This window comes from Arthrobacter sp. DualSoilB13 (assembly GCF_055389195.1).
The window spans coordinates 3,892,719-3,913,943 of the sequence record NZ_AP035865.1 but is presented as its reverse complement, the minus strand read 5'-3'; the positions used below and the strand labels follow the sequence as shown (position 1 = coordinate 3,913,943).

Annotated in this window: 22 protein-coding genes; 11 read left to right on the top strand and 11 right to left on the bottom strand. The window is 63.1% G+C overall.

Features of this window, described 5'->3' with window-relative positions:
- Positions 1-111: 111 nt before the first annotated feature.
- Both gluQRS and ACZ5J0_RS18035 read left to right on the top strand, forming a co-directional pair.
- The gene (gene gluQRS, locus ACZ5J0_RS18040) at positions 112-999 is read left to right on the top strand and encodes a tRNA glutamyl-Q(34) synthetase GluQRS (protein ID WP_464093727.1); all 888 of its coding nucleotides are present in this window, start codon (positions 112-114) and stop codon (positions 997-999) included.
- Between the two features lie 25 nt (positions 1,000-1,024).
- A complete protein-coding gene (locus ACZ5J0_RS18035) occupies positions 1,025-2,143 on the top strand; it encodes a serine hydrolase domain-containing protein (RefSeq protein ID WP_464093726.1) in 1,119 nt (372 codons plus the stop codon).
- A gap of 14 nt (positions 2,144-2,157) precedes the next feature.
- Here ACZ5J0_RS18035 and ACZ5J0_RS18030 read toward each other — a convergent pair whose 3' ends face one another.
- The gene (locus tag ACZ5J0_RS18030) at positions 2,158-2,769 is read right to left on the bottom strand and encodes a TetR/AcrR family transcriptional regulator (RefSeq protein WP_142937636.1); all 612 of its coding nucleotides are present in this window, start codon (positions 2,767-2,769) and stop codon (positions 2,158-2,160) included.
- A 103-nt stretch (positions 2,770-2,872) separates the two neighbouring features.
- Here ACZ5J0_RS18030 and ACZ5J0_RS18025 point away from each other — a divergent pair, with 103 nt between their 5' ends.
- Together ACZ5J0_RS18025 and ACZ5J0_RS18020 are read left to right on the top strand one after the other, a co-directional pair.
- Positions 2,873-3,664, top strand: coding sequence for an SDR family NAD(P)-dependent oxidoreductase (locus tag ACZ5J0_RS18025; RefSeq protein WP_464093725.1), 792 nt, complete (start codon positions 2,873-2,875; stop codon positions 3,662-3,664).
- Between the two features lie 110 nt (positions 3,665-3,774).
- The gene (locus ACZ5J0_RS18020) at positions 3,775-4,311 is read left to right on the top strand and encodes an HD domain-containing protein (protein ID WP_464093724.1); all 537 of its coding nucleotides are present in this window, start codon (positions 3,775-3,777) and stop codon (positions 4,309-4,311) included.
- A gap of 88 nt (positions 4,312-4,399) precedes the next feature.
- Here ACZ5J0_RS18020 and ACZ5J0_RS18015 read toward each other — a convergent pair whose 3' ends face one another.
- The 4 genes from ACZ5J0_RS18015 to ACZ5J0_RS18000 all read right to left on the bottom strand — a co-directional run bounded on the left by ACZ5J0_RS18015 (position 4,400) and on the right by ACZ5J0_RS18000 (position 8,945).
- Positions 4,400-5,644 carry a low temperature requirement protein A gene (locus tag ACZ5J0_RS18015; RefSeq protein WP_142937639.1) on the bottom strand — a complete coding sequence of 415 codons (1,245 nt, stop codon included), beginning with the start codon at positions 5,642-5,644 and terminating at the stop codon, positions 4,400-4,402.
- 133 nt (positions 5,645-5,777) lie between these two features.
- Positions 5,778-7,103, bottom strand: a complete 1,326-nt coding sequence (locus tag ACZ5J0_RS18010) for an ATP-binding protein (protein ID WP_464093723.1) — start codon at positions 7,101-7,103, stop codon at positions 5,778-5,780.
- 161 nt (positions 7,104-7,264) lie between these two features.
- The gene (locus ACZ5J0_RS18005) at positions 7,265-8,032 is read right to left on the bottom strand and encodes an SDR family NAD(P)-dependent oxidoreductase (protein WP_464093722.1); all 768 of its coding nucleotides are present in this window, start codon (positions 8,030-8,032) and stop codon (positions 7,265-7,267) included.
- Between the two features lie 4 nt (positions 8,033-8,036).
- Entirely contained in the window at positions 8,037-8,945 is a 909-nt protein-coding gene (locus ACZ5J0_RS18000) for a fumarylacetoacetate hydrolase family protein (RefSeq protein ID WP_464093721.1), read from the bottom strand.
- Positions 8,946-9,087: 142 nt separating this feature from the next.
- Here ACZ5J0_RS18000 and ACZ5J0_RS17995 point away from each other — a divergent pair, with 142 nt between their 5' ends.
- From ACZ5J0_RS17995 to ACZ5J0_RS17975, 5 genes are read left to right on the top strand one after another with little or no spacing between them, the layout of a single operon-like run.
- Complete coding sequence (locus tag ACZ5J0_RS17995) at positions 9,088-10,392, top strand: L-fuconate dehydratase (protein WP_464093720.1); 1,305 nt, start codon at positions 9,088-9,090, stop codon at positions 10,390-10,392.
- Positions 10,389-11,696 carry an alpha-L-fucosidase gene (locus ACZ5J0_RS17990; protein WP_142937644.1) on the top strand — a complete coding sequence of 436 codons (1,308 nt, stop codon included), beginning with the start codon at positions 10,389-10,391 and terminating at the stop codon, positions 11,694-11,696. The genes ACZ5J0_RS17995 and ACZ5J0_RS17990 overlap by 4 nt, the downstream gene beginning before the upstream one ends.
- Positions 11,689-12,003, top strand: coding sequence for an L-rhamnose mutarotase (locus ACZ5J0_RS17985; protein WP_464093719.1), 315 nt, complete (start codon positions 11,689-11,691; stop codon positions 12,001-12,003). Before ACZ5J0_RS17990 ends, ACZ5J0_RS17985 begins: the two co-directional genes overlap by 8 nt.
- Positions 12,000-12,944, top strand: coding sequence for an aldo/keto reductase (locus ACZ5J0_RS17980; protein ID WP_166842456.1), 945 nt, complete (start codon positions 12,000-12,002; stop codon positions 12,942-12,944). The genes ACZ5J0_RS17985 and ACZ5J0_RS17980 overlap by 4 nt, the downstream gene beginning before the upstream one ends.
- Positions 12,941-13,810, top strand: coding sequence for an amidohydrolase family protein (locus tag ACZ5J0_RS17975; RefSeq protein ID WP_464093718.1), 870 nt, complete (start codon positions 12,941-12,943; stop codon positions 13,808-13,810). The genes ACZ5J0_RS17980 and ACZ5J0_RS17975 overlap by 4 nt, the downstream gene beginning before the upstream one ends.
- Here the strand turns inward: ACZ5J0_RS17975 and ACZ5J0_RS17970 are convergent.
- The 6 genes from ACZ5J0_RS17970 to ACZ5J0_RS17945 form a co-directional block, all read right to left on the bottom strand.
- Complete coding sequence (locus tag ACZ5J0_RS17970; RefSeq protein WP_142937648.1) at positions 13,807-14,478, bottom strand: FadR/GntR family transcriptional regulator; 672 nt, start codon at positions 14,476-14,478, stop codon at positions 13,807-13,809. The two genes, ACZ5J0_RS17975 and ACZ5J0_RS17970, sit on opposite strands and share 4 nt — an antisense overlap.
- Before the next feature lie 141 nt (positions 14,479-14,619).
- Positions 14,620-16,128: an amino acid permease gene (locus ACZ5J0_RS17965; RefSeq protein WP_142937649.1), complete on the bottom strand. Its 1,509-nt coding sequence runs from the start codon at positions 16,126-16,128 to the stop codon at positions 14,620-14,622.
- A 138-nt stretch (positions 16,129-16,266) separates the two neighbouring features.
- Complete coding sequence (aspA, locus tag ACZ5J0_RS17960) at positions 16,267-17,682, bottom strand: aspartate ammonia-lyase (RefSeq protein WP_142937650.1); 1,416 nt, start codon at positions 17,680-17,682, stop codon at positions 16,267-16,269.
- A gap of 13 nt (positions 17,683-17,695) precedes the next feature.
- Positions 17,696-18,724 (bottom strand): asparaginase, encoded by a 1,029-nt coding sequence (locus ACZ5J0_RS17955; protein WP_374207001.1) that lies wholly within the window; start codon positions 18,722-18,724, stop codon positions 17,696-17,698.
- Entirely contained in the window at positions 18,721-19,440 is a 720-nt protein-coding gene (locus ACZ5J0_RS17950; RefSeq protein ID WP_142937651.1) for a FadR/GntR family transcriptional regulator, read from the bottom strand. The genes ACZ5J0_RS17955 and ACZ5J0_RS17950 overlap by 4 nt, the downstream gene beginning before the upstream one ends.
- A gap of 129 nt (positions 19,441-19,569) precedes the next feature.
- Positions 19,570-19,794, bottom strand: coding sequence for a helix-turn-helix domain-containing protein (locus ACZ5J0_RS17945; RefSeq protein ID WP_464093717.1), 225 nt, complete (start codon positions 19,792-19,794; stop codon positions 19,570-19,572).
- Positions 19,795-19,966: 172 nt separating this feature from the next.
- On the opposite strand from ACZ5J0_RS17945, the gene ACZ5J0_RS17940 reads away from it, so the two are divergent.
- Both ACZ5J0_RS17940 and ACZ5J0_RS17935 read left to right on the top strand, forming a co-directional pair.
- Entirely contained in the window at positions 19,967-20,473 is a 507-nt protein-coding gene (locus ACZ5J0_RS17940) for a hypothetical protein (protein WP_142937652.1), read from the top strand.
- Between the two features lie 93 nt (positions 20,474-20,566).
- Positions 20,567-21,175, top strand: coding sequence for a hypothetical protein (locus tag ACZ5J0_RS17935; protein WP_223941127.1), 609 nt, complete (start codon positions 20,567-20,569; stop codon positions 21,173-21,175).
- Positions 21,176-21,225 lie beyond the last annotated feature (50 nt).

Genomic DNA, 21,225 nt, shown 5'->3' with positions numbered 1-21,225 from the left:
TTCACAGCATTGTCATTCTGCACCCGCCCCTTCACCCGGGCGTCACAGCAAGAGCCCCTGAGCTACCGGATCGTTGCGGTAGCTGAGGGGCTCTTGTGGTTGGCTTGGATCATGACTTCCGCTGGCCGCTTCGCCCCGAGCCCCTCCGGCGAACTGCACGTCGGCAACCTTCGCACCGCAATTCTCGCCTGGCTATTCGCCAAGTCCAGCGGCCGGGATTTCCTGCTGCGCGTCGAGGATCTGGACCGCGCCCGCTCCGGTGCCGAGGCTGAGCAGCTCCGCGACCTGCAGGCCGTCGGCGTCAGGTGGGACGCCGCCGTCGTGCGCCAGACCGAGCGCGCGGAACTGTATGACCACGCAATCGAGCGGCTGACTGCCGAAGGCCGGACCTATGAGTGTTTCTGCACGCGGCGCGAGATCCAGGAAGCGCCGTCAGCGCCGCATGCCCCGCAAGGCGCCTACCCCGGGACGTGCCGGCGGCTTTCGAAGGCTGAGCGCGAGATCCGGCGATCGACGCGTCCGGCTTCCATCCGCTTGCGCTCAGAGGTTTCGGAGTGGGCTGTTGAGGACCAGTTGCACGGCACCTACGTGGGAGTGGTGGATGACTTTGTGCTTCGCCGGAACGACGGCGTCACCGCCTACAACCTCGCGGTAGTTGTTGACGATGCTGCCCAAGGAATTGACCAGGTGGTGCGCGGCGATGACCTCCTCCCGTCCACCCCGCGGCAAGCCTACCTGGCGACGCTGCTGGGGCTGCAGGTCCCTGAATACGCCCACGTTCCGCTGGTGGTGAATCACGACGGCGTCAGGCTGGCAAAGCGCGACGGTGCCGTGACGCTGGGCGACCTCGCCGCCGTCGGAATTCCCGTCCAACGCGTGCGTGACCTGATCCTTGGGTCCCTGGATTTGCCTGCCGGAAGCGTCCAGGATGCGCTCCAGCACTTCACCCCGCAAAATGTGCCAAAAACGCCTTGGGTGTGGAAAACTCCCCAGGCCTGAATCGGCCGCCGCGTAGGCTGTCTGAATGCAGTCACAGCTGATCGCCCCAGGTTTCGAACCCGTCGCCGAGCTCTTTGGCCGTTTTCTCGAGCAGGATCCTGACTATTCTGCGCAAGTGGCGGCGTACCATCGCGGCGTCAAGGTGCTGGACCTCAGCGGCGGCCCGCACATCCGCCCTGATTCCGTCACGGGCGTCTTCTCGTGTTCCAAAGGCATGGCCGGCCTGGTCATCGCGTTGCTCGTCCAGGACGGCCAGTTGGATCTTGAAGCCGAAGTGGTCAAGTACTGGCCCGAGTTCGGCGCTGAGGGCAAGTCCTCAGTGACGGTGGCGCAGCTACTTTCGCATCAGGCCGGGCTCCTTGGACTGGAAGGTGGCCTGACCCTCCACGAGGTCAACAACTCAGAGCTCGCAGCCGCTAAGCTCGCACAGCTGCCGCCCCTGTGGAAGCCCGGCGCGGCATTCGGATATCACGCGCTGACCATTGGCATCTTCATGGAAGAGCTGTGCCGGCGCATCACCGGTTCCACGCTGCAGCAGGTTTTCGAGCAGCGCATCCGCGCAGTCACGGGCGCGCATTTCTACCTTGGCCTCCCGGAGTCCCAGGAAGCCCGCTTTGCACCTTTCCGTTGGGCGGCCGACCCGTCGTGGCCATGGGTGGACCCGGCCAGTCACTTCGGCCTGGCTGCCAACTCGGCAGTCGGTGACATCCTGGACCTGCCCAACATCCGTGAAGTCAGGGCCGCGGGGCTGAGCTCGGCGGCCGGCGTGGCCAGCGCGGAAGGCATGGCGAGGATCTATGCTGCGGCGCTGACCGGGCTGGAAGGCGAAGCCGCCACGCCACCTCTCCTGACAGAGGAAACCATCCGGACAGTCTCCGCTGAACAGGTCTTCGGGATCGACCGCGTGTTTGGCGAGACGGGCTGCTTCGGCACCGTTTTCATGAAATCCCATACGCGGATGCCGTTCGGCAGCTACCGTGCGTTCGGGCACGACGGCGCCAGCGCATCTTTGGGGTTCGCGGACCCTGTGTATGAACTCGGCTTTGGGTACGTGCCGCAGACGGCCGAGCCCGGGGGAGTGGGCTGCCGCAACTTCCTCCTGAGCTCGGCGGTGCGGGAAGTGATTGCCGGGATCGCGGCTTAGTGGACTTGCGAGGCTTAGTTGACTTGCGCGGCCGGGACTCCGGCCGTCATTCCTGCCCATAAAGTGTCCGTGGTGGCAATGACCACGTCTTCCACTGAATTTCCGTCCAACTGCCCGCCAGCCGCGAGAAGGGCTGTGCCATGGAGGCTGACGAAGCACACCATAGCCAGTGTCTCGGGGTTGCCGGGAGCCAGGACGCCGGCCTCCTGCGCTTCAGCGATCATGGCCTGAGCGAGGTGTATGCCTTGGGCGCCGGTGCTTCGAAGTTCATCGCTGGAATCGGGGTGGTGCTTGGTGGAGTACATCACCGTCAGCAGTGCGGGGTGCTCAACGGCGAAGTCGACGTACGCCTTCCCAACGCTGACGAAACGTCCCCGGAGGTTTTCATAGGACTGGGCGGCATCCCGAATGCGGCGGTTCATCGACTCAAAGCCGGCCATGGCCACGGCGTCGATCAGGGCCTGCTTGTCGCGGAAGTGTTTGGCCGGGGCTCCGTGGCTGACGTTCACGTCGCGGGCCAGCTGCCGCAGGGAGAGTCCGTCCACGCCAGCTTCTTCGATGGTTTCCATGGCACGCTCCAAAAGTGCTTCCCGGAGTTTGCCGTGGTGGTAGGGCTGGTCAGTCATGGGTCAAGTCTAGGCCAATGTAGTCATTGACAACAATGTAGACACTGCCTACCATGTAGACAGCGACTACATTAGTCTTCGACTCAACCGACGGGATCCAGCCATGACCATGACCTACGCAGGTACCACCGCACTCATCACCGGTGCCAGCTCCGGACTCGGCGCCGAATTCGCCGGGCAATTTGCTGCCCGGGGTTCCAACCTCGTCCTGGTGGCCAGGCGCGCAGACCGTCTTGAGGAGTTGGCCCAGGACCTGCGCTCCCGGCACGGTGTCACCGTTACTGTGCTCCCCATGGACCTCGGCCGGGCAGGAGTTGGACGCGAGCTCCTCGGCGAACTGTCCGGCCGCGGAATCACCGTGGACACGTTGATCAACAACGCGGGTTTCGGTACCCATGGTCCGTTGGTGGAGGAGGACCCGGACACCATTGCGTCCGAGATCTCCTTGAATGTGGCCGCCCTCGTGGACATTACCCGTGCCTTCCTGCCCGGACTGCTCGCCTCGGGGAAGGGTGCCCTGTTGAATGTTGCAAGCACGGCCGCTTTCCAGCCCATTCCCGGCATGGCCGTTTACGGCGCCACCAAGGCCTTCGTCCTGAGCTTCACCGAAGCCGTGGCCCACGAAACTAAAAACTCCGGTCTCAACGTCCTGGCCCTTTGCCCGGGTGCCACGCGCACCGAGTTCTTCGACGTCCTTGGCGGCGACTCAGCCGCCGTGGGCAAGATGCAGACCTCTGCGCAAGTTGTGGGAACAGCGCTCAAGGCGTTGGATCGCAAGGACACCCCCGGCAGCGTGGTCTCCGGTTGGGTCAACCGCGTCGCTGCAGGCTTCGCGCAGCGTTTGCCCAGGGCCGTCACCGTTGCCATCGCTGCTCGCGCAGTTCAGGACTGGTAGAGCGGGCAGAGCCGGTAGGCCGGGTAGCTCGGTGTTTCGGGGCCCGAACAGCGGATAGCCTGAAGGGAAGGACCGATCCCCGTCGGTCCCTCTTCAAGCCGGAGGCCAGCATGACTGAACCACGCTTTACCGTAGAGACAGCCCAGGTTTTGGCCGAGGTGGCTCACAACCGGCAGAAGGACAAGCTCAAACGGCCGTATCGGGAGCACGTTCTGGCCGTGGGCGACGCGCTCGCCGACTTCGATGAAGATATCCAGATCGCCGGATACCTTCATGACATCGCCGAAGATACGCCCATCACCCGCCAAGCCCTGCTGGATATGGGAGTTTCCCAGCGTGCGGTGGACATCATCGAGCGAGTCACCCGCCGCTTCCATGAAGACCCGGATGATTACGACGCCGGTATTCGTTTCGTCGCGGAGGACCACGACGCAACGTTGGTGAAGATCGCGGACAACGCCCACAACTCCTTGCCAGAGAGGGTCAAAGCACTTGCCGAAAAGTGGCCGGATAAGCCGCCGGTAACGCGTTACGCCGACGCCCGCCCTGTGCTGTACACGGCCGTTCCACGCGAAGAGGTCCGGATGATTCTGGAGCGAATCAACCCGTACTTGCTCCGGGAACTGGACGAGATCGTCCCCGAGTAACCCCAAATCCACCCGTTGTGGGGCCTACTCTGCATGGTTTCGAGGCGATATTGCGTGCAGAGCGGGCCTCGCAACGCACCGGAATGCCCTAGCCAGCGGCGGATTCGAGCCGACGGAGTGCTGCCGCCCTGCCTTTGTGCCCGCGCCGTTCGTCGTACGCGATGGACAGGCCCAGCACCAGCATCATTGCCAGCATGCAGATGGGCACGGATGCACCGGCCGCGGCCAGGGCAATACTGGACGCCAGACCCAGGACCACCAGCGCGGAACTCCAGATGAGGTCGCGATCCGGACCCAGCATGATGCAGTAAAGGGTGGTGAGTGAGGCCTTGAAGAGGATCACCGGGATGGCGATGGAGGCCACGGCAGCAGCCGCCGGGATGTGTGTCTCGTGATCGATGAAGTACGCAGCGACGTGGAGTCCCGCGCCTGTAGCCGCAATGGCTGCGAAGACCGGCATGTGCCCATAGCCAAACACCCATGAGCGATGCCGCTGGACGTGAAGTGCAGGGCCTGATGGCAGGATGAAGTAGATCCACCACATGGCGAAGGCCAGCCCGGTTCCACTCAAGCCCACCAAGGCGGCATCCATGGACCAACTGTGTGTGGCAACGATTGCCCGCAGGGTTTCAATGGCGCCAATCAAACATTCACCCAGGGCGATGATGGCAAGCAGGCCGTATCTTTCAGCAATGTGGTGAGCATGCCAGGGCGTACGGATCTTGCGTTCTGCGAAGTACGGTGTCGCCATCTCCAGGACAAACAAAGGGGCCGCCAGGAGGAACGTGGTGAGCACATCCGTCTCAATCACCAAGGCGATGACCCAGCCAACTTGCACGATTGCCAGATACTTCGCGTAACGGAGGCATGTCTCGCGGCGTTCCGGGTCTTGGCGGGCAGCGCGCAGCCACTGGAAGATCAAAGCTACGCGCATGATGATGTAACCGATGAGGATGGCCACGTTGTTGACATGATCCCCTTCCACAATCGAGTGGAACATCGGCTCAATGCCCATGGCCAGGATGAGGACGCCAACCATCTGGATCATGGTGACCACCCTGAACACCCAGTCATCGGTGTCGTAGGCGCTGGCGAACCACGTGAAGTTGATCCAAGCCCAGATCACCGCGAACATAGCGAAGCTAAAGCCCAAAAGGCCCGCCCCGAAATGCGCTTCGGCCACCGCGTGCGCGAACTGGCTGCCGGCAACACCGAAGGCAATAACAAAGGTCAGGTCGAAGAACAGCTCAAGCGGGGTGGCGGTGCGGTGTTTTTCGTGGGGATCGCGGCCGCCCATGCGGGAGAGCGCATGGCGAAGGGGATTCGAGGACATGGCTCAAAGATTACCGCCACCCATGGGCCCCTCGCCGAGATCGCTGGAATGCGTCCAGATCGCCGGATAGACCCGGCGATCTCACACCATTCCGGCGGCCCGGCAGCGTTCCGGCGATCTCGCCGCCGGAAACCTACACCCGCCCCAGCACGTCGATGTCTTCCAGGAAGTCCTGATGCACCTCGGGGCTCACGGTGGTCCGGGTATCCGCAATCGCGTCGAGGTAGTCCTGCGTCTCGGGTCCCTTGCGCCCGGTGGACCCGGCCCCGGACGCAAGGCCGGCTGAACCGCCCGAGGCAGCATCGTCGTCGTACACTGCTTTCTCCAAAGCCCGCTGGGAGGCGCTGCGGGCAGCGAACTCGATGTCCGCCGGTGAGAAGCCTTCGGTTCGTTCCACCAGCTGGGCAATATCGACTGAGTCCACCACGGTTGCGGGGATGAACCGCTGCCACATGGCCTCGCGGGCATGGACGTCCGGGAGACCGATGGGGATGACGTAATCGAACCGGCCGTGGCGCAGGAACGCGGTGTCCAGGGCGCGGATGAAGTTGGTAGCGCACACCAGCAGCCGGCCGGGTTGTTCGCGGAAAGCCGGGATGATTTTGAGGAGTTCGTTGGTGACGCCCTGCAGTGGCGACGGCGGATCGCCGGCCCGCTGCGACGCGATCTCTTCCACTTCGTCGATGAACACCACGGCGTGTTCCAGTTCGGCAATTTCCAGGAACGTCTCGCGCAGAGCACCGGCCAGGCCCTTGGGATCGGAGGCGAGGCGAGACGGGAACACCTCCACAAACGGCCACTCAAGCCGGGACGCAATGGCTTTTGCGAACGTGGTTTTGCCGGTGCCTGGAGGACCGAAAAGTACCACGGCCCGGGGCGGAACAACGCCGTATTCATCGGCCAGATCAGCCTCAGCCAATGGCAGAACCAGCCGGCGTTCCAGGAGTTCCTTCTCGCGGCGCATGCCGGCCACGTTCTCCCAGAGATCCCGCGCCAGGATTCGCCCGCCCAAGAGCCCCAACGCCCCGAGTTCCTGCCGCTGCACGGGGATGGTCCGCTCGAAGTAGCGCAGGTTCTTCTTCACCACAAAGCCGCGGCCCAGGAATGCTTCCACCCGCGTTTCCGTTTCCGGCATCAGCGCGGAGAGTTTGTTGAGCCCGTGCGGGGCCATGCGGTTCTCGACGGCGGACAGCAGTGAGGTGCCGATGCCGCGTCCGCGGAACTCCGTCAGCGTTGCCAGGAAAACGATCCAGCCTTGGTCGTGGGCGGCGCGTCCGACGGCGGCTCCCACCACCTGCTCACCCTGCACCGCCACCACGGCATGGTCCTTTTCACAGGACGCCAGAACCTCGGACAGTGCGTATACGGGTTCCACGCCGTCGGCTTTGAGTGACTCCCAGAGGTGCAGGATGCCGTCCAAATCGGACGAGTGGAAGTCCCTGATGCGCCAGTTGCTCATGGCTGTATCTCCTGAGTCTGCTAAGTGAGTCGCCGTTGATCTCTTGGAGTTGAGCATAGGCGAATCACCGCTGCCGGAGGTTGCGGGACCGTTGCGTTACGAAGCAACGCACGACGGCGGCCTGTCGGCGCGCGCGTTCGCTCCGGCGTCGTACCTCCCACCTAAGAAGACTGAACCGGCCGCAACCGCAGTCCCTGCATGCCGCCGTCCACCGCCAGGGAGGTTCCCGACGTCGATCCGGATAGCGGGCTCGCCAGGTAAGCGACGGCACCGGCCACCTCAGCAGGGTCCACCATCCGGCCATGCGGTTGGCGGGCATTGAGGGCGGCGCGCTCGCCGGCGGGGTCAGCGGCTGAATCGAGCAACCGGCCAACCCACGGGGTGTCTACTGTGCCGGGGTTCACGCAGTTCACGCGGATGCCCTCCCGAACGTGATCCGCGGCCATGGCGAGCGTCAGCGCCAAGACGGCGCCCTTCGACGCCGAGTACAGGGCACGCTGCGGGAGTCCGGCCGTCGCGGCGATGGAACAGGTGTTCACGATCGCAGCCGCCGGGGATTTGCGCAGGTACGGGAGTGCTGCCCGGCTGACGCGCGCTATGCCCACCACGTTGACGTTAAGGACTCGCAGCCATTCGTCGTCATCGTTGGCCGAGATGTCACCTTGCGCGCCGATGCCGGCGTTGTTGATCACGATGTCCAGGCGGCCGAACTGCTGTACAACGCGCTCGACGGCGGTACGCACCGAGGCGTCATCGGCGACGTTGCACTGCACTCCACAGTGCGGGCTGGCTTCGGGGGCCAGGTCCAGAACGGCTACCTGCGCGCCCCCTGCCGCCAGGCGGTCCGCGATGGCTGCCCCGATGCCCGAGGCGCCGCCGGTTACGAGTGCTGTGAGGCCTTCGAAGTCGTTGCCCACCGAGGTTGCCATGGCCTTAGGCGTAGATGTGGGTGGTCGCGCCGGACTGCGCGCCGGCCTGCGCACGGAAATACTCCTGGCGCTGGCGTCCGAGTCCTTCAATTTCCAGTTCCACCGCGTCGCCGGGCTGGATGAAGGGGAAACGGCCGGACAGTGCCACACCCTCCGGCGTGCCCGTGATGATCACGTCGCCCGGTTCCAGGACCATGTACTGGCTGAGGTGGTGCACGATCGCTGCGGGGTGGAAGATCATGTCCGAGGTACTGGAATCCTGGCGGGCCTCGCCGTTGACCAGGGTCTGCAGGCGGAGGTTGCCGGCATCGATGTCCGAGGCTGGAACCAGCCACGGGCCCAGGGGAGTGGAGCCGGGAAGGGATTTGCCTTTGGTCCACTGTCCTGCGGCGCCGGGGATTTGGTAGTCGCGCTCCGAGAGGTCGTTGGCCACGGCGTAGCCGGCGATGCATGCTTCGGCGTCGGATAGGGAGGAAAGGTATGACGCTTCCTTGCCGATCACGATTGCCAGTTCCACTTCCCAGTCGTACTTTTCCGACGACGGCGGGATGGGGGCGGCGTCGAACGGCCCGGCGATGGTGTTGGTGGGCTTGAGGAAAACTACGGGAACCTCGGGCGGCGTAGCACCGGATTCGGCAGCATGCGCGGTGTAATTGAGGCCGATGGCGACGACGGCGCCCGGGCGGGCAATGGGTGCACCGATGCGCAGGCCCTCCGCTGAGATCTCGGGAAGTTCCCCATTGTTCAGGGCTTCCCGGGTGCGTTCGATGCCGTCCGAGGCGAGGAAACCGCCGTCGATGTCTTGGGTCAGGGCCGTAAGGCTGAAGTACTTTTCAACACCGGCGGCGTCCTGGGCGATGACGGCCGGTTGTTCGTTTCCGGCCGTACCCAGCCTGGCGAATTTCAAGGTCATGGCTTCCTCCGTGCGTTCGGGACTAACATCCGAACTCTAGTGTGGTGTTGTTACCCATAATACGGAAATGTGACCCATTGACAAGGTATACATCCGATGTTTAGTGTCGGGTAAAGATAGAGCAACGCACTTCAGGAGCCGTATGAGCACCATCACCGCAGTGGAAACGTTCGATGTCCGCTTCCCAACGTCCTTGGAACTTGATGGTTCCGATGCCATGAATCCGGACCCGGACTATTCAGCGGCGTACCTCATCATCCGCACGGATGCCGGGGATGGGCACGAGGGCCACGGGTTTGTGTTCACGATTGGGCGCGGGAACGAGGTTGAAACGGCGGCGCTTGATGCCCTCCGCGGGCACATCCTCGGCCGGTCCGTTGAGGAACTGCTCGCTGACATGGGCGCCACCTGGAAACTGTTGGCCCATGATTCCCAACTCAGGTGGCTGGGGCCGGAGAAGGGCGTTATGCACATGGCTATCGGTGCGGTGGTCAATGCTCTGTGGGACCTGAAAGCCAAACGTGCAGGTCTGCCCCTGTGGGAGTTGCTCGCAGGTATGACGCCCGAAGAACTCGTAGCGCTCGTGGACTTCCGGTACCTCACGGACGCGCTCACTCCGGACGAGGCGCTGAGCATACTTCGCGCCGCCGAACCCGGACGCGAAGCCCGCAAAGCGGCACTTCGCGCTGAGGGTTACCCCGCGTACACCACGACGCCGGGTTGGCTGGGTTACAGCGACGAGAAACTGACGCGGCTGGCCAAGGAAGCCGTGGCTGACGGATTCGCCCAGATCAAGTTGAAGGTGGGCGCCTCCTTGGAGGACGACATCCGCCGCGTGAGGACTGCGCGCGCTGCTGTGGGCCCCGACATCAAGATCGCCGTGGACGCCAACCAGCGTTGGGACGTGCAGGAAGCCATCGACTGGATGGCCCACCTCGCTCCCTACGACATCGCCTGGATTGAGGAGCCCACCAGCCCGGACGACATCCTGGGCCACGCAGCAATCTCCCGTGGAGTTGCGCCCATCCCCGTTGCCACCGGTGAACATGTCCAGAACCGTGTGGTGTTCAAACAGATGCTTCAGGCAGGGTCACTTCAGGTCCTGCAGATTGACGCCGCCAGGGTAGCGGGCGTGAACGAGAACATCGCGATACTACTTCTTGCTGCCAAGTTCGGTGTGCCGGTATGTCCGCACGCCGGCGGGGTTGGCCTTTGCGAAGCCGTGCAGCACCTGTCCATGTTCGACTTCGTAGCTGTCTCCGGTACCAGGGAGAACAGGACCATCGAGTTCGTGGACCACCTCCATGAACACTTCATCACTCCCGTGGTGGTCCACGACGGCGCCTACTGGCCGCCCGCTGGGCCGGGTGCAGGAAACGAAATGCTCCGTGAAACACTGGCCGCCTACAGTTTTCCGAACGGCCCCATCTGGAAGGAATCCCGTTGATTCAGCACGCACCTTGGTTTGAAGAGGCACGCTTTGGGATGTTCGTGCACTGGGGCATCTACGCCCTGCCTGCCCGGCACGAGTGGGTGATGAACCAGGAAGAAATCACCGTGGAGGAGTACTCAAAGTATTTCCAACGCTTCGACCCGGACCTCTACGATCCCAGGGAATGGGCCCGCGCCGCCCGGAATGCGGGGATGAAGTACGTGGTCCTCACCACCAAGCACCATGACGGCTTCTGCCTGTGGGACTCAGCCTTGACTGATTACAAAGCCACCAACACGCCGGCCGGCCGCGACCTGATCACACCGTATGTGGAAGCACTCAAGGCTGAGGGGCTGAAGGTCGGCTTCTACCACTCGCTCGTTGACTGGCACCACCCCGACTTCACCGTTGACGGGGTACACCCGCAACGCAACGCTGCCGACGTCGAAAGCTTGAACGCCGGACGCGACATGGCCCGTTACCGCGAGTACCTGCACGGTCAGGTGCGTGAGCTCCTGAGCAACTACGGAACCATCGACTACCTGTTCTTCGACTTCTCCTACACAGGTGGACATGAAGAGGAATTCTGGGGCGGCAAGGGGCGAAAGGATTGGGATTCTGAGGCGTTGCTCGCCATGGTGCGGGAGCTGCAACCCGGCATTATTGTCAACGACCGGCTGGAAATCCCGGGAGACTTCGTCACGCCGGAACAGTACCAGCCCGCCGGCCCCATGATGCTCGACGGCGAACCGGTCACCTGGGAGGCATGCCAGACACTGAACGGAAGCTGGGGCTACGACAGGGACAACCTGAACTACAAATCCGTGGACCTGCTCATCCGCATGCTGGTAGACGGTGTTTCCAAGGGCGGCAACTTGCTGCTCAACGTCGGCCCTACCGGAAGGGGAAACCTCGATCCTCGGGCCCTGGCATCCTTGGAAGGCATTGGCGGCTGGATGAAGCTGCACTCGCGCGCCATCTACGGGGCGGGGGCCTCGCAGTTCACGGCCCCGGCAGATACGCGATACACGCAGCGCGGTGACAGGCTTTACGTCCACCTGTTCGCTTGGCCGTTCGAGTACGTCCACCTCCCGGACCTTGCCGGGAAGGTCGAGTACGCGCAGTTGCTGAACGACGCGTCCGAGGTGTTCCTCAAAGAAGTAAACCCCGGACAGCAGGCCATGAACATGACCCAGGGAGGCCAACCGCCAGGGACGTTAACCATCAAGCTGCCAGTGCAGCGGCCGGACGTCGCCGTACCTGTGGTGGAACTCTTCCTGAAACCGTCGGCTGCAGAGCCGGAGGCCGTGAATGGTTGAGAGCATCGCCCTCCACACACGGCTCAAACCAGGGTTGGAAGAGGCGTACGCTGACGCCCACTCGCACATTCCCCCTGAGCTGGTGACAGCGCTCAAGGAAGCCGGTGTGCGGAACTGGCGTATCTGGCGCAGCGGGCTCGACCTCTTCCACGTAGTGGACGTCGACAACTATCAAGAAATGCGGCATGCGCTCGCCCACCACCCGGCCAATGTGCCATGGCAGGCCCGAATGGCTGAACTCTTAGAGGTCCACGACGATTACTCAGGGGCGGATACGGGTATCCAAAGGGTATGGGAACTGCCATGAACTCACTCGATCTGCGAAAACTGGGCAAACTGGGCTTCGGCGGGGCGGGCATCGGTAACCTCTACCGGGCCATCCCCGACGGAGAGGCGCTCGCAACCGTCCTGGCAGCCTGGGACGCCGGCATCCGATACTTCGACACCGCGCCCCACTACGGGCTGGGCCTCTCCGAGCAGAGACTGGGTGCTGTTCTCCGGGACAAGCCCCGCGACGAATTCGTCATCTCCACCAAGGTAGGCCGGCTCCTGGAACCCAACACACGTGGGGGCCAGGACCCCGAAGGCTTCGACGTCCCCGCCACCACCCAGCGTGTGTGGGACTTCTCCGAAAAGGGCGTCCGCCGCAGCATCGAAGACTCCCTGGAACGGCTCGGCCTGGACCACGTGGACATCGCATACCTGCACGATCCCGACGTCCACGATCTCCAGGCCGGAATCACCCACGCGCTCCCGGCCCTGGAGAAACTCCGCTCCGAGGGTGTAGTCCGGGCGATCGGAGTGGGCATCAACTCTGCCGAAGCGGCGTTGGAATGCGTCGAAGCCGCGGACCTGGACCTTGTGATGCTCGCCGGTAGGTACACCCTGCTTGAGCAGCCCGGCGTCCCGCTACTTGAACGCTGTGCCGAGCGCAGCACCGGCGTCGTCAGCGTTGGTGCCTACAACTCGGGCCTCCTGGCCCGGCCCGAAGTCCCCGAGGACGCCCACTACAACTACAGTCAGGCACCACCGGATGTGCTGGAACGGGCGCGTGCGCTCGCAGCCGTTTGCCGCGATTTCGGCGTGGAACTTCCGACGGCGGCACTCCAGTTTCCGCTGCGGCACCCGGCAGTGGTGAACGTGACAGCCGGGGCGACTTCTCCTGAACAAGTCTCCATCAACGCTGCCCGTATGGAGGCGACCGTGCCGGAGGAGCTGTGGGAGGCTTTGGAGGGCGTTGGGCGGTGATTGATTCGCACCTGCATTTGTGGACCCTGGACACCTTCGTCACCGGCGGTGCGCGCCACTATCCGTGGCTGGGCCCGCAGCATGGTGAACTCTTCCGCAGCTTCGGCGAAGATGAGGCGCGCCAGACGTTGGACGCTGCCGGAGTCAGGGGAGCCGTGCTGGTGCAGGCCGACGATTCCGTTGCCGATACCGAAAGCATGTTGGCCGTCGCCGCGAGGAATCCCTGGGTGTTCGGAGTGGTGGGCTGGATCAGGTTGGACGCGCCGGCTGACGCCGCTGAGCAGTTGCACCGATTCACGGCTCAAGCGGTTTTCAGGGGAGTGCGGCATCTGGTGCATGACGATCCCCGGGATGATTTCCTGGATCTTCCGCCTGTTCGGGAGTCGCTGGCGCTGGTGGCGCGGCGCGGCCTCACCTTGGACATCCCCGATGCTTTTCCGCGGCACCTGAGTTCTGCGGTTCGGCTCGCCCGTGAGATGCCGGAACTGACCGTTGTGCTGGATCATTTGGGTAAGCCGCCGCTGGCTGATCCTTCGCTCATGGACCTATGGCGCGCAGACTTCCTGGCGCTGGGACGGGAGCCGAACACAGTGGCCAAACTTTCCGGCTTACATTTGCCCGGAGTCGACTACACCGCGGATGCGTTGCGGCCGCTGTTTGAAACAGCATTGGAGGCATTCGGGCCGGGGCGTTTGATGATTGGCGGTGACTGGCCAGTGAGTACTGTGGGTGCACCGTACGGCCGGACGCTGGATGTCCTGCTGGAACTGGTGTCTTCCTTGAGTCCCTCGGAGCAGGACCTTGTGCTGGAGGAGACGGCGGTGCGGACCTACGGCTTGGCAGTCACCCCTTTGCCGGACAATTAGAGCGCCTGCCGCAACCAGTTCTCTACGCCGCTGATATGCACGGTGACCAGGGCTCGCACCAGTTCAGCGTCGCCGCGTTCCAAGGCGTCAGCAATTGCGTGGTGCTCCGCCAGGGTGTGCGCCACAGCTTTTTCCTGCGTCAGTCCACGCCAGATCCGGGCCCGCACGGTGCTGCTGGACAGTGCTTCCAAGAGGCTCCCGAGGTAGTCGTTTCCCGCGGCCTCGGTAATGATGCTGTGAAATTGCAGGTCATGCGCGACGAGTTCCTCGACGTCCGTGTTCTCGTCGATGCCGTCCATGGTGCTTCGCAGGGCTTGCAGCTCGGCCGGCGTGATTTTAGCGGCCGCCAGGTGTGCGGTTGCGGGCTCCAGGATTCGTCGGACCTCAAAGAGTTCCAGGATGGACCGGTCCTGGTGCAGGTCAACGACGAACCCAACGGCTTCGTTGAGCAGCTTCGCGTCGAGGCTTGTCACGTAGGTGCCATCGCCGCGGCGAACATCCAGCACACGGATCAGCTCCAGAGCCTTCACAGCCTCACGCAATGAACTCCTTGAAAGGCCGAGCCGTTCGCTCAGTTCTTTTTCCGGCGGGAGTCGGTCGCCGGCCTTGAGTTCGCCGCGGATCAGCATGTCTTTGATCTTGCTGATCGCCTCGTCTGTGACAGCCATGGACCAATAGTAGCCACGAATGATCGGATGTCTGTGTCCGCCCCCTTCTCAGTTGAGTGCGTTAACGTACGACGGCGGCACCTGGGTTCCGATTGGTACGGAACCCGGGTGCCGCCGTCGTGAACTAGCGGTAGTTGCCTGTTACTTGTCGCCGCCGGGAAGAGGGCGGTTGGCGATGACGGGGGCGCTGCCCGTGTAGCCGTCACGGGTGGCAGCAAGCTCATGGATTTGCTTGCGGCACAGGAACCAGCCCCAGACCATGAGTCCACAGGCAATCGCGGTGACCAGCATGGTCAACGGGGATTCGATGAACACCATGATCAGCACGGCCGCCAGGAAGATCAAGGACAACCAGCCGGTGTAGGGGGCACCAAACATCCGGAAGGACGGGCGCTTGAGCCACCCCTTGTCGGCCCATCGTTTGAGCTGCATCTGGCACAGGACGATGGTGGCCCACGTGACGATGATGCCCACGGATGCGACGTTGAGGACGATCTCGAAAGCATCGGACGGGACCAGGTAGTTCAGAGGAACGCCGAGCAGGGAAACGCCGGCCGTGATGGCAATGCCACCGTACGGGACGCCAGCCTTATTCATGCGCTGGGCGAACTTCGGGGCCGAACCGGCCACGGACATGGAGCGGAGGATGCGGCCCGTGGAGTAAAGCCCGGCGTTGAGTGAGGACAAGGCTGCGGTGAGCACCACGAGGTTCATGATGACGTCCACGCCCTCAACACCAATGGAGCCGAAGAACGTCACGAAGGGGCTGACACCCTTCTCGTAAGCGGTGAACGGGAGCAACAGGGCCAGGAGGATGACGGAACCAACGTAGAAGAGGGCGATGCGGATGACCACGGAGTTGATGGCCTTGGGCATGATCTTTTCCGGGTTGGCAGTTTCGCCGGCTGCAGTGCCGATGAGCTCAATCGATGCGTAGGCGAACAGCACGCCCTGCATGAGGATGATCATGGGAAGGACGCCGTTGGGGAAGACGCCGCCGTTGTCTGCGATGAGGCTGAAGCCGACTTCCTGGCCTTCCACGGGTGTGCCGAAGATGACGAAGTAGGTGCCCACCAGGAGGAAGGCCACCAGTGCTGCCACCTTGATCAGCGCGAACCAGAACTCCATTTCGCCGAAGACCTTCACGGACACCAGGTTGAGGCAAAGGACTACCACCAGGGCAATCAGCGCCCAGGCCCATTGCGGAACCGCACCAATCCACGCGACGTATTTTCCGAAGAAGTTCATGTACAGCGCCGCGGCGGTGATGTCCACAATGGTGGTGGTGGCCCAGTTGATCCAGTAGAACCACCCAGAAACGAAGGCGGCCTTCTCGCCGTAGAACTCACGGGCGTAGGAAACGAAGGAACCCGACGACGGGCGGTGCAGAACCAGTTCACCGAGTGCGCGGAGGATCAGGAAAGCGAAGAAACCACAGATTGCGTACGCGATGACAAGGGAAGGGCCAGCTGCGTTGAGTCGGCCGCCGGCACCCAGGAACAGCCCGGTGCCGATCGCGCCGCCGATCGCGATCATCTGGATCTGGCGGGGCTTGAGGTCCTTGTGGTAGCCGGAGTCCTCCTGGTGGAGGGCTTTCTCGCTGGCGTGCGCTTGGGCCGGGACCGTGTGGTCCGTGATGGGGTTGGTCATTGGAATCCTTAGGGGTGTCCTGTTGGGGGTGTCCTGGGCGCGCCCGGGGAGGGATTCGGGCACGCAGAACAAAGCCTCGTGGGGGTATGCCTCATGGGGCGGGACGGCTGGTCGGAGCGCTTACAGGCCAGTTTCGGCCTATTTGCTGAGATTTGCCAGACGCTCGGGGCTCAGCAGTTCCTCCAGCTGGGCAGCGGTCAGGAGACCGTGCTCCAACACGAGTTCTGCAACGCCCTTGCCCGTTGCCAACGCTTCCTGGGCGATAGCGGTGGCGGAGGCGTAGCCGATATGGGGGTTCAATGCCGTGACGAGACCGATCGACTGCTCCACGGTAAGCCGTAGCCGTTCGGTGTTTGCAGTGATGCCCCGGACGCAGCGCGCCGTAAGGGTGCGGCACGCTGCTTCCAGGTGGGAGATGCTCTTGTGCAGGCTGTGCACAATGATCGGTTCGAAGGCGTTCAGCTGGAGCTGGCCGGCCTCCGCGGCCATGGTGACTGTGACATCGTTGCCGATGACCTCATACGCCACCTGGCTGACCACTTCCGGGATCACCGGATTGATCTTGCCGGGCATGATCGACGAACCGGACTGCACGGCCGGAAGGTTGATCTCGCCCAAACCCGCACGCGGTCCGGAAGACAGCAAGCGGAGATCGTTACAAATCTTGGAGAGTTTCACGGCCACGCGCTTCAGCACGCCGGACAGGTGGACGAACGCACCCACGTCCTGCGTGGCCTCAATGAGGTCAGCAGCAGTAATGAGGGGAAGGCCAGTGATGTCGGCCAGATGGCGGCACGCGGCATCCGCGTAACCGGCCGGGGCATTCAACCCCGTGCCGATTGCCGTGGCACCGAGGTTGATCTCGTGGATCAGCATGTGGGATTCGTCCAGGCGCGCCCGGTCCTCGCCGATGGTCACGGCGTACCCGCCGAACTCCTGGCCAAGTGTCATGGGAACCGCGTCCTGCAACTGCGTGCGACCCATCTTCACCACGGTCCGGAACTCCCGGCCCTTCTCGGCGAAGGCCAACTCGAGTTCCTCGAGGGCCTCCAGGAGTTCCTTCACGGAGAAGATCGTGGCGAGGTTCACGGCCGTCGGGTAAACGTCGTTGGTGGACTGGCTCAGGTTCACGTGGTCATTGGGGTGAAGCTTGGAGTACTCGCCCTTGGGGTGGCCCAGGATCTCTAACGCCCGGTTGGCGATGACCTCATTGGCGTTCATGTTGGAACTGGTTCCCGCACCGCCCTGGATCACGTCCACCATGAACTGCTCGTGCAGCATGCCGTCAAGGATGTCCTGGCATGCCTGCTCGATGGCGCCTGCCTTCTCGGCATCCAGCAGGCCAAGCTCATGGTTGGTGCGTGCGGCTGCCTGCTTTACGGCCGCCAGGCCCCTAACCAGGTGCTTGTTGGTGGAGAGGGGTTGCCCGGTGATGGGGAAGTTCTCGATAGCGCGGAGGGTGTGCACGCCCCAGTAGGCATCCGCGGGGACATTGCGGTCGCCCAAAAGGTCGTGTTCGGAACGGAGGGGGATCGCCTGATCGACGGTGGTCATAGCTGTCCTTGGTTTAGTTGCTGAAAATTTGGGCTGCGCGGAGCTCGCCGACCGGAAGGCCGCCGCCCAGCACAGGGGGGCTTTGAAGCGTGTCCAGGCTGCCGCCGTCGACGCCCAACCGGCGAAGAACCTCGACGGTGACGGGCATGCGGGCGCGATCGCCGCCGTCGGAAATCTTCACTGCGACGCCGGTGCCGTCCGGGAGGCCAACCAGCTGGAGGCCTTCAAAACCATCCTTCGCGAGCAAGCCGGGAACGGCCCGCATGAGGGCTGTAACGTCACGGCTCTCACCAGCCACCATCTCCGGGAACCGGCGCATGGCGTGGGCAACCTTGCCCTCGTCTGTGCTTTCATCGGCAGCGGCGAGGCGGCCGTAAGCGCGCGCCATGCCGTGCAGCGAGTGCGCGAAGAGCGGGGTACCACAGCCGTCCGTGCTGACCGCAGCGGCTTCTTCGCCAGTGAGCTCTGTGATGGTGTCGCGGACCAGGACCTGCAAGGGGTGCCCGGGGTGCAAGTAGCCCTCCACAGGCCAGCCGTTGATGACGCAGACGGCGGTCATGGAGGCGTGCTTGCCGGAGCAGTTCTGCGCGAGCTGGGTGGGGCCGTTGCCGGCGCGGAGCCACTCTTCACGTTCAGGGACACCGAAGGGGAGGTCCTGGCTGTTACCCAAGGCCGCCTCGGTGAGGCCGTGCAGCTTCAGGATCTCAACGGCGCCGTCGCGGTGCATCTGCGCGCCGGAGTGGCTGGCCGCCGTAAGGGCCAAGAGGTGCTGGGGGATGTCCAACCCGGCCTTGAGCAAGGCAACAGCCTGTAATGGCTTCAGGCTGGAACGCGGGTACATGGGGGCGGCCGGCTCGCCAGCCTCGACGGCGGTGCTGCCGCCCGCTGTGAGGGCGATCAACGAGCCGTAGTGGATGCTCTCCACCAAGCCGTCACGTGTTACCTCTACGAGCGGGACGTGGTGGGGCGGCTTTATGTTCAGTGCCGCGGCCTGGTGGGCCGGTGCTGCAGGGGCGGGCATAGTGTCCTTCGGATGTGTCATTTGCTGAGGATCGTGTCCAGTGCCACGCTGACGGCCTGCAGATGAGCGGCCATCGCGTTGCTCGCGGCTTCGGAGTCGCCGGCTTCGATTGCGTTGAGTACTGCGACGTGTTCCTCGTCCGAGCGGTGTTGCCGGTCTGCGACGAGGTTCAAGGTTTCGGACTGGTGGGCCAGGGCTTCACGAATGTCCGAGACGACGCTGGCAAACACACGGTTCCCGCTGGCGCGGGCAACGGCTGAATGGAAGCTGGCGTCCAGGTTCACCCACGCTTCGGGATCGTTCTCGGTGAGCATCTCCTGGACGATTTCCTTGAGGTGTTCCAGTTCTTCCTCGGTCCTTCTTTGAGCCGCCAGTCCCGCTGCCGGGATCTCGATGTGAGGACGTGCTTCGTTAAGATCCCGCGCACTGTACTGACCCAAGGTAAGGTCGTTAGCAACCTTGTTGGCCACAATGAACGTGCCCTTGCCGGTCTTGGTCACCGTGAGGCCCAAGGTGTTGCAGGACCTCAAAGCTTCCCTGATGACTGAGCGGCTCACGCCGTACTGGCCTGCCAACGTTGCCTCGGAACTCAGCTTGGTGCCGATATCGAACTGGCCGCCCTCAATGGCGCGGCGGAGTGCCGCAAAGACCGCCTCGGCTGCGGAGATGCGTGAGATGGGCGTATGCCCACCCTGAGGTCCTTGCTGTCCGGCTGTCCGGCTGTCTGACAGGTTCACGCTCTGAATATGGCACGGGTCACAAGGGCGTGTCAACGCTGAAAGAGTCGCTTCACGGTTTGGGGACTTTCTTGTGGACCCCGGCGTCCCCTCGGGGCAACGTGGGATACGTTCTATCTGCGCGTTCGTTTACCATCGGACATTGCCCGTCTCGCTGTTGCGAATGGCAATTTCGAATCCCAGAGCTTGGAAGACGTCCATGAATTTCGATGTCTCCACGGTGGCTTTGCCGGACTCCACATCGATCACGAAGGTTCGCGACACGTTCGCCCGGCGGGCGAGTTCCTTCTGTGACCAGCCACACTCGTCGCGAAGCTCACGCACCAGCGGACCAGCCTCTCGAACCGTACGCAATTCCACTCCTGTCGCCGTACGGCAACTTTGGAGGATGTCGCCGTACGCCGACTTTAGCTTTTGTTGCCGTATGGCGACAGTGCATCTTCTGCCTCCTTGAAAAGCCCTGGTCCAAATTGACGGACGCCGGGCTGGCAGCAGAGGTTATGACGTGGGCTTGACACAATGAACCATGATCTTCACCAAAAAGTCCCTCACCGAGAACGGGTTCACCGGCTTCCGGCCGATCGACGAACTCGATCTTATGAGGATTCCGCAGGGCCCGGGCATTTTCGTGATCCTCCGCCCCGCGGACTTCGAGCCCTTATTCCTCGGTAAGAGCACTGCAGGCACGTTCAAGAAGAAAGACCCCAATCTCAAGCGTGACGAACTGGAAGCCGAATGGGTGCCCGACGCTTCTGTGCTCTACATCGGCAAAGCCAGCGCCGGGAGCCAAGGTAATCGCGGGCTCCGCAAGCAGATCCAAGAGTTTCTGGACTACGGCCGTGGACGGCCAACCGTCGTTTGGGACGCACGGCTCATCTGGCAACTCCGCGACGCCTTGGACCTGATCATCGCGTGGAAGGAACTCCCGGCTTCCGAGGTCAATGCAGCCGAGGCCGCCTTCCACGCAGGCTTCGTGGCCGCTCATGGGCGCCTGCCGTTCGCCAACCTGGTTCAGGCTCGCCCCAAGAAGTGAAACCCTGCCACCCGCCAACAGCACCACGACGGCGGAACTTGAGATCCGCCGTCGGCCTCCCGCTCGCAGGCCTTACGGCGCATAATGGCAACCATGACGGGCAGTCATCATCCCGCTGCAGGCAAACCGCATGGACCTCGCATCACAGTTGAGGTGCCTGTCCTTCGGGTGGGCGCAGGAGCGTCGGACTACGACGGGCTGAACCGGTTCGTTGAGGCCCTCCGCAAACCGCAGGGCCTGCATATGACGTTGCTCCATGTTGGCATCCTGGATGAACTGGGCCGCGACATTGCTGCCTGGACCAAAGGGTTGTCAGCTCCAGAGAAGACGCTTCCGGAGATCGCCAGTTGGTTGACGGAGTTGCCGGTATTGCAGGGCTTTCTGGGGAAGTCGGACAAACTGATCCCTTTGGGCGGGGGCCGTCTGATGGGGCTCGAAGTCGAAGTGCCTCAAGAAGTGCACGACTATCAGGCACTTTTGGTGCAAGGGCTACACGTACTTTTCGACGACCTGGGCCTGGACAACATCGACGACTTCATCCTCAGCTCGCCCGCCCTTGGTTACAAGTCGCCGCGGTGGTTGCCCCACATCGCTGTTGGCAAAGCCCGCTCACGCCACGAGCCGGAGGTGGAGATAGCTCCCGTGGCTATTGAGTTGGGCGACTCGCAGATCCGGAATCGGAAGGCGCTGCCTTTGCCGTAACGCTGCGAGGCCCATGCCGTGACGTGGGGGCAGTTCTACAGCCGGTAAAA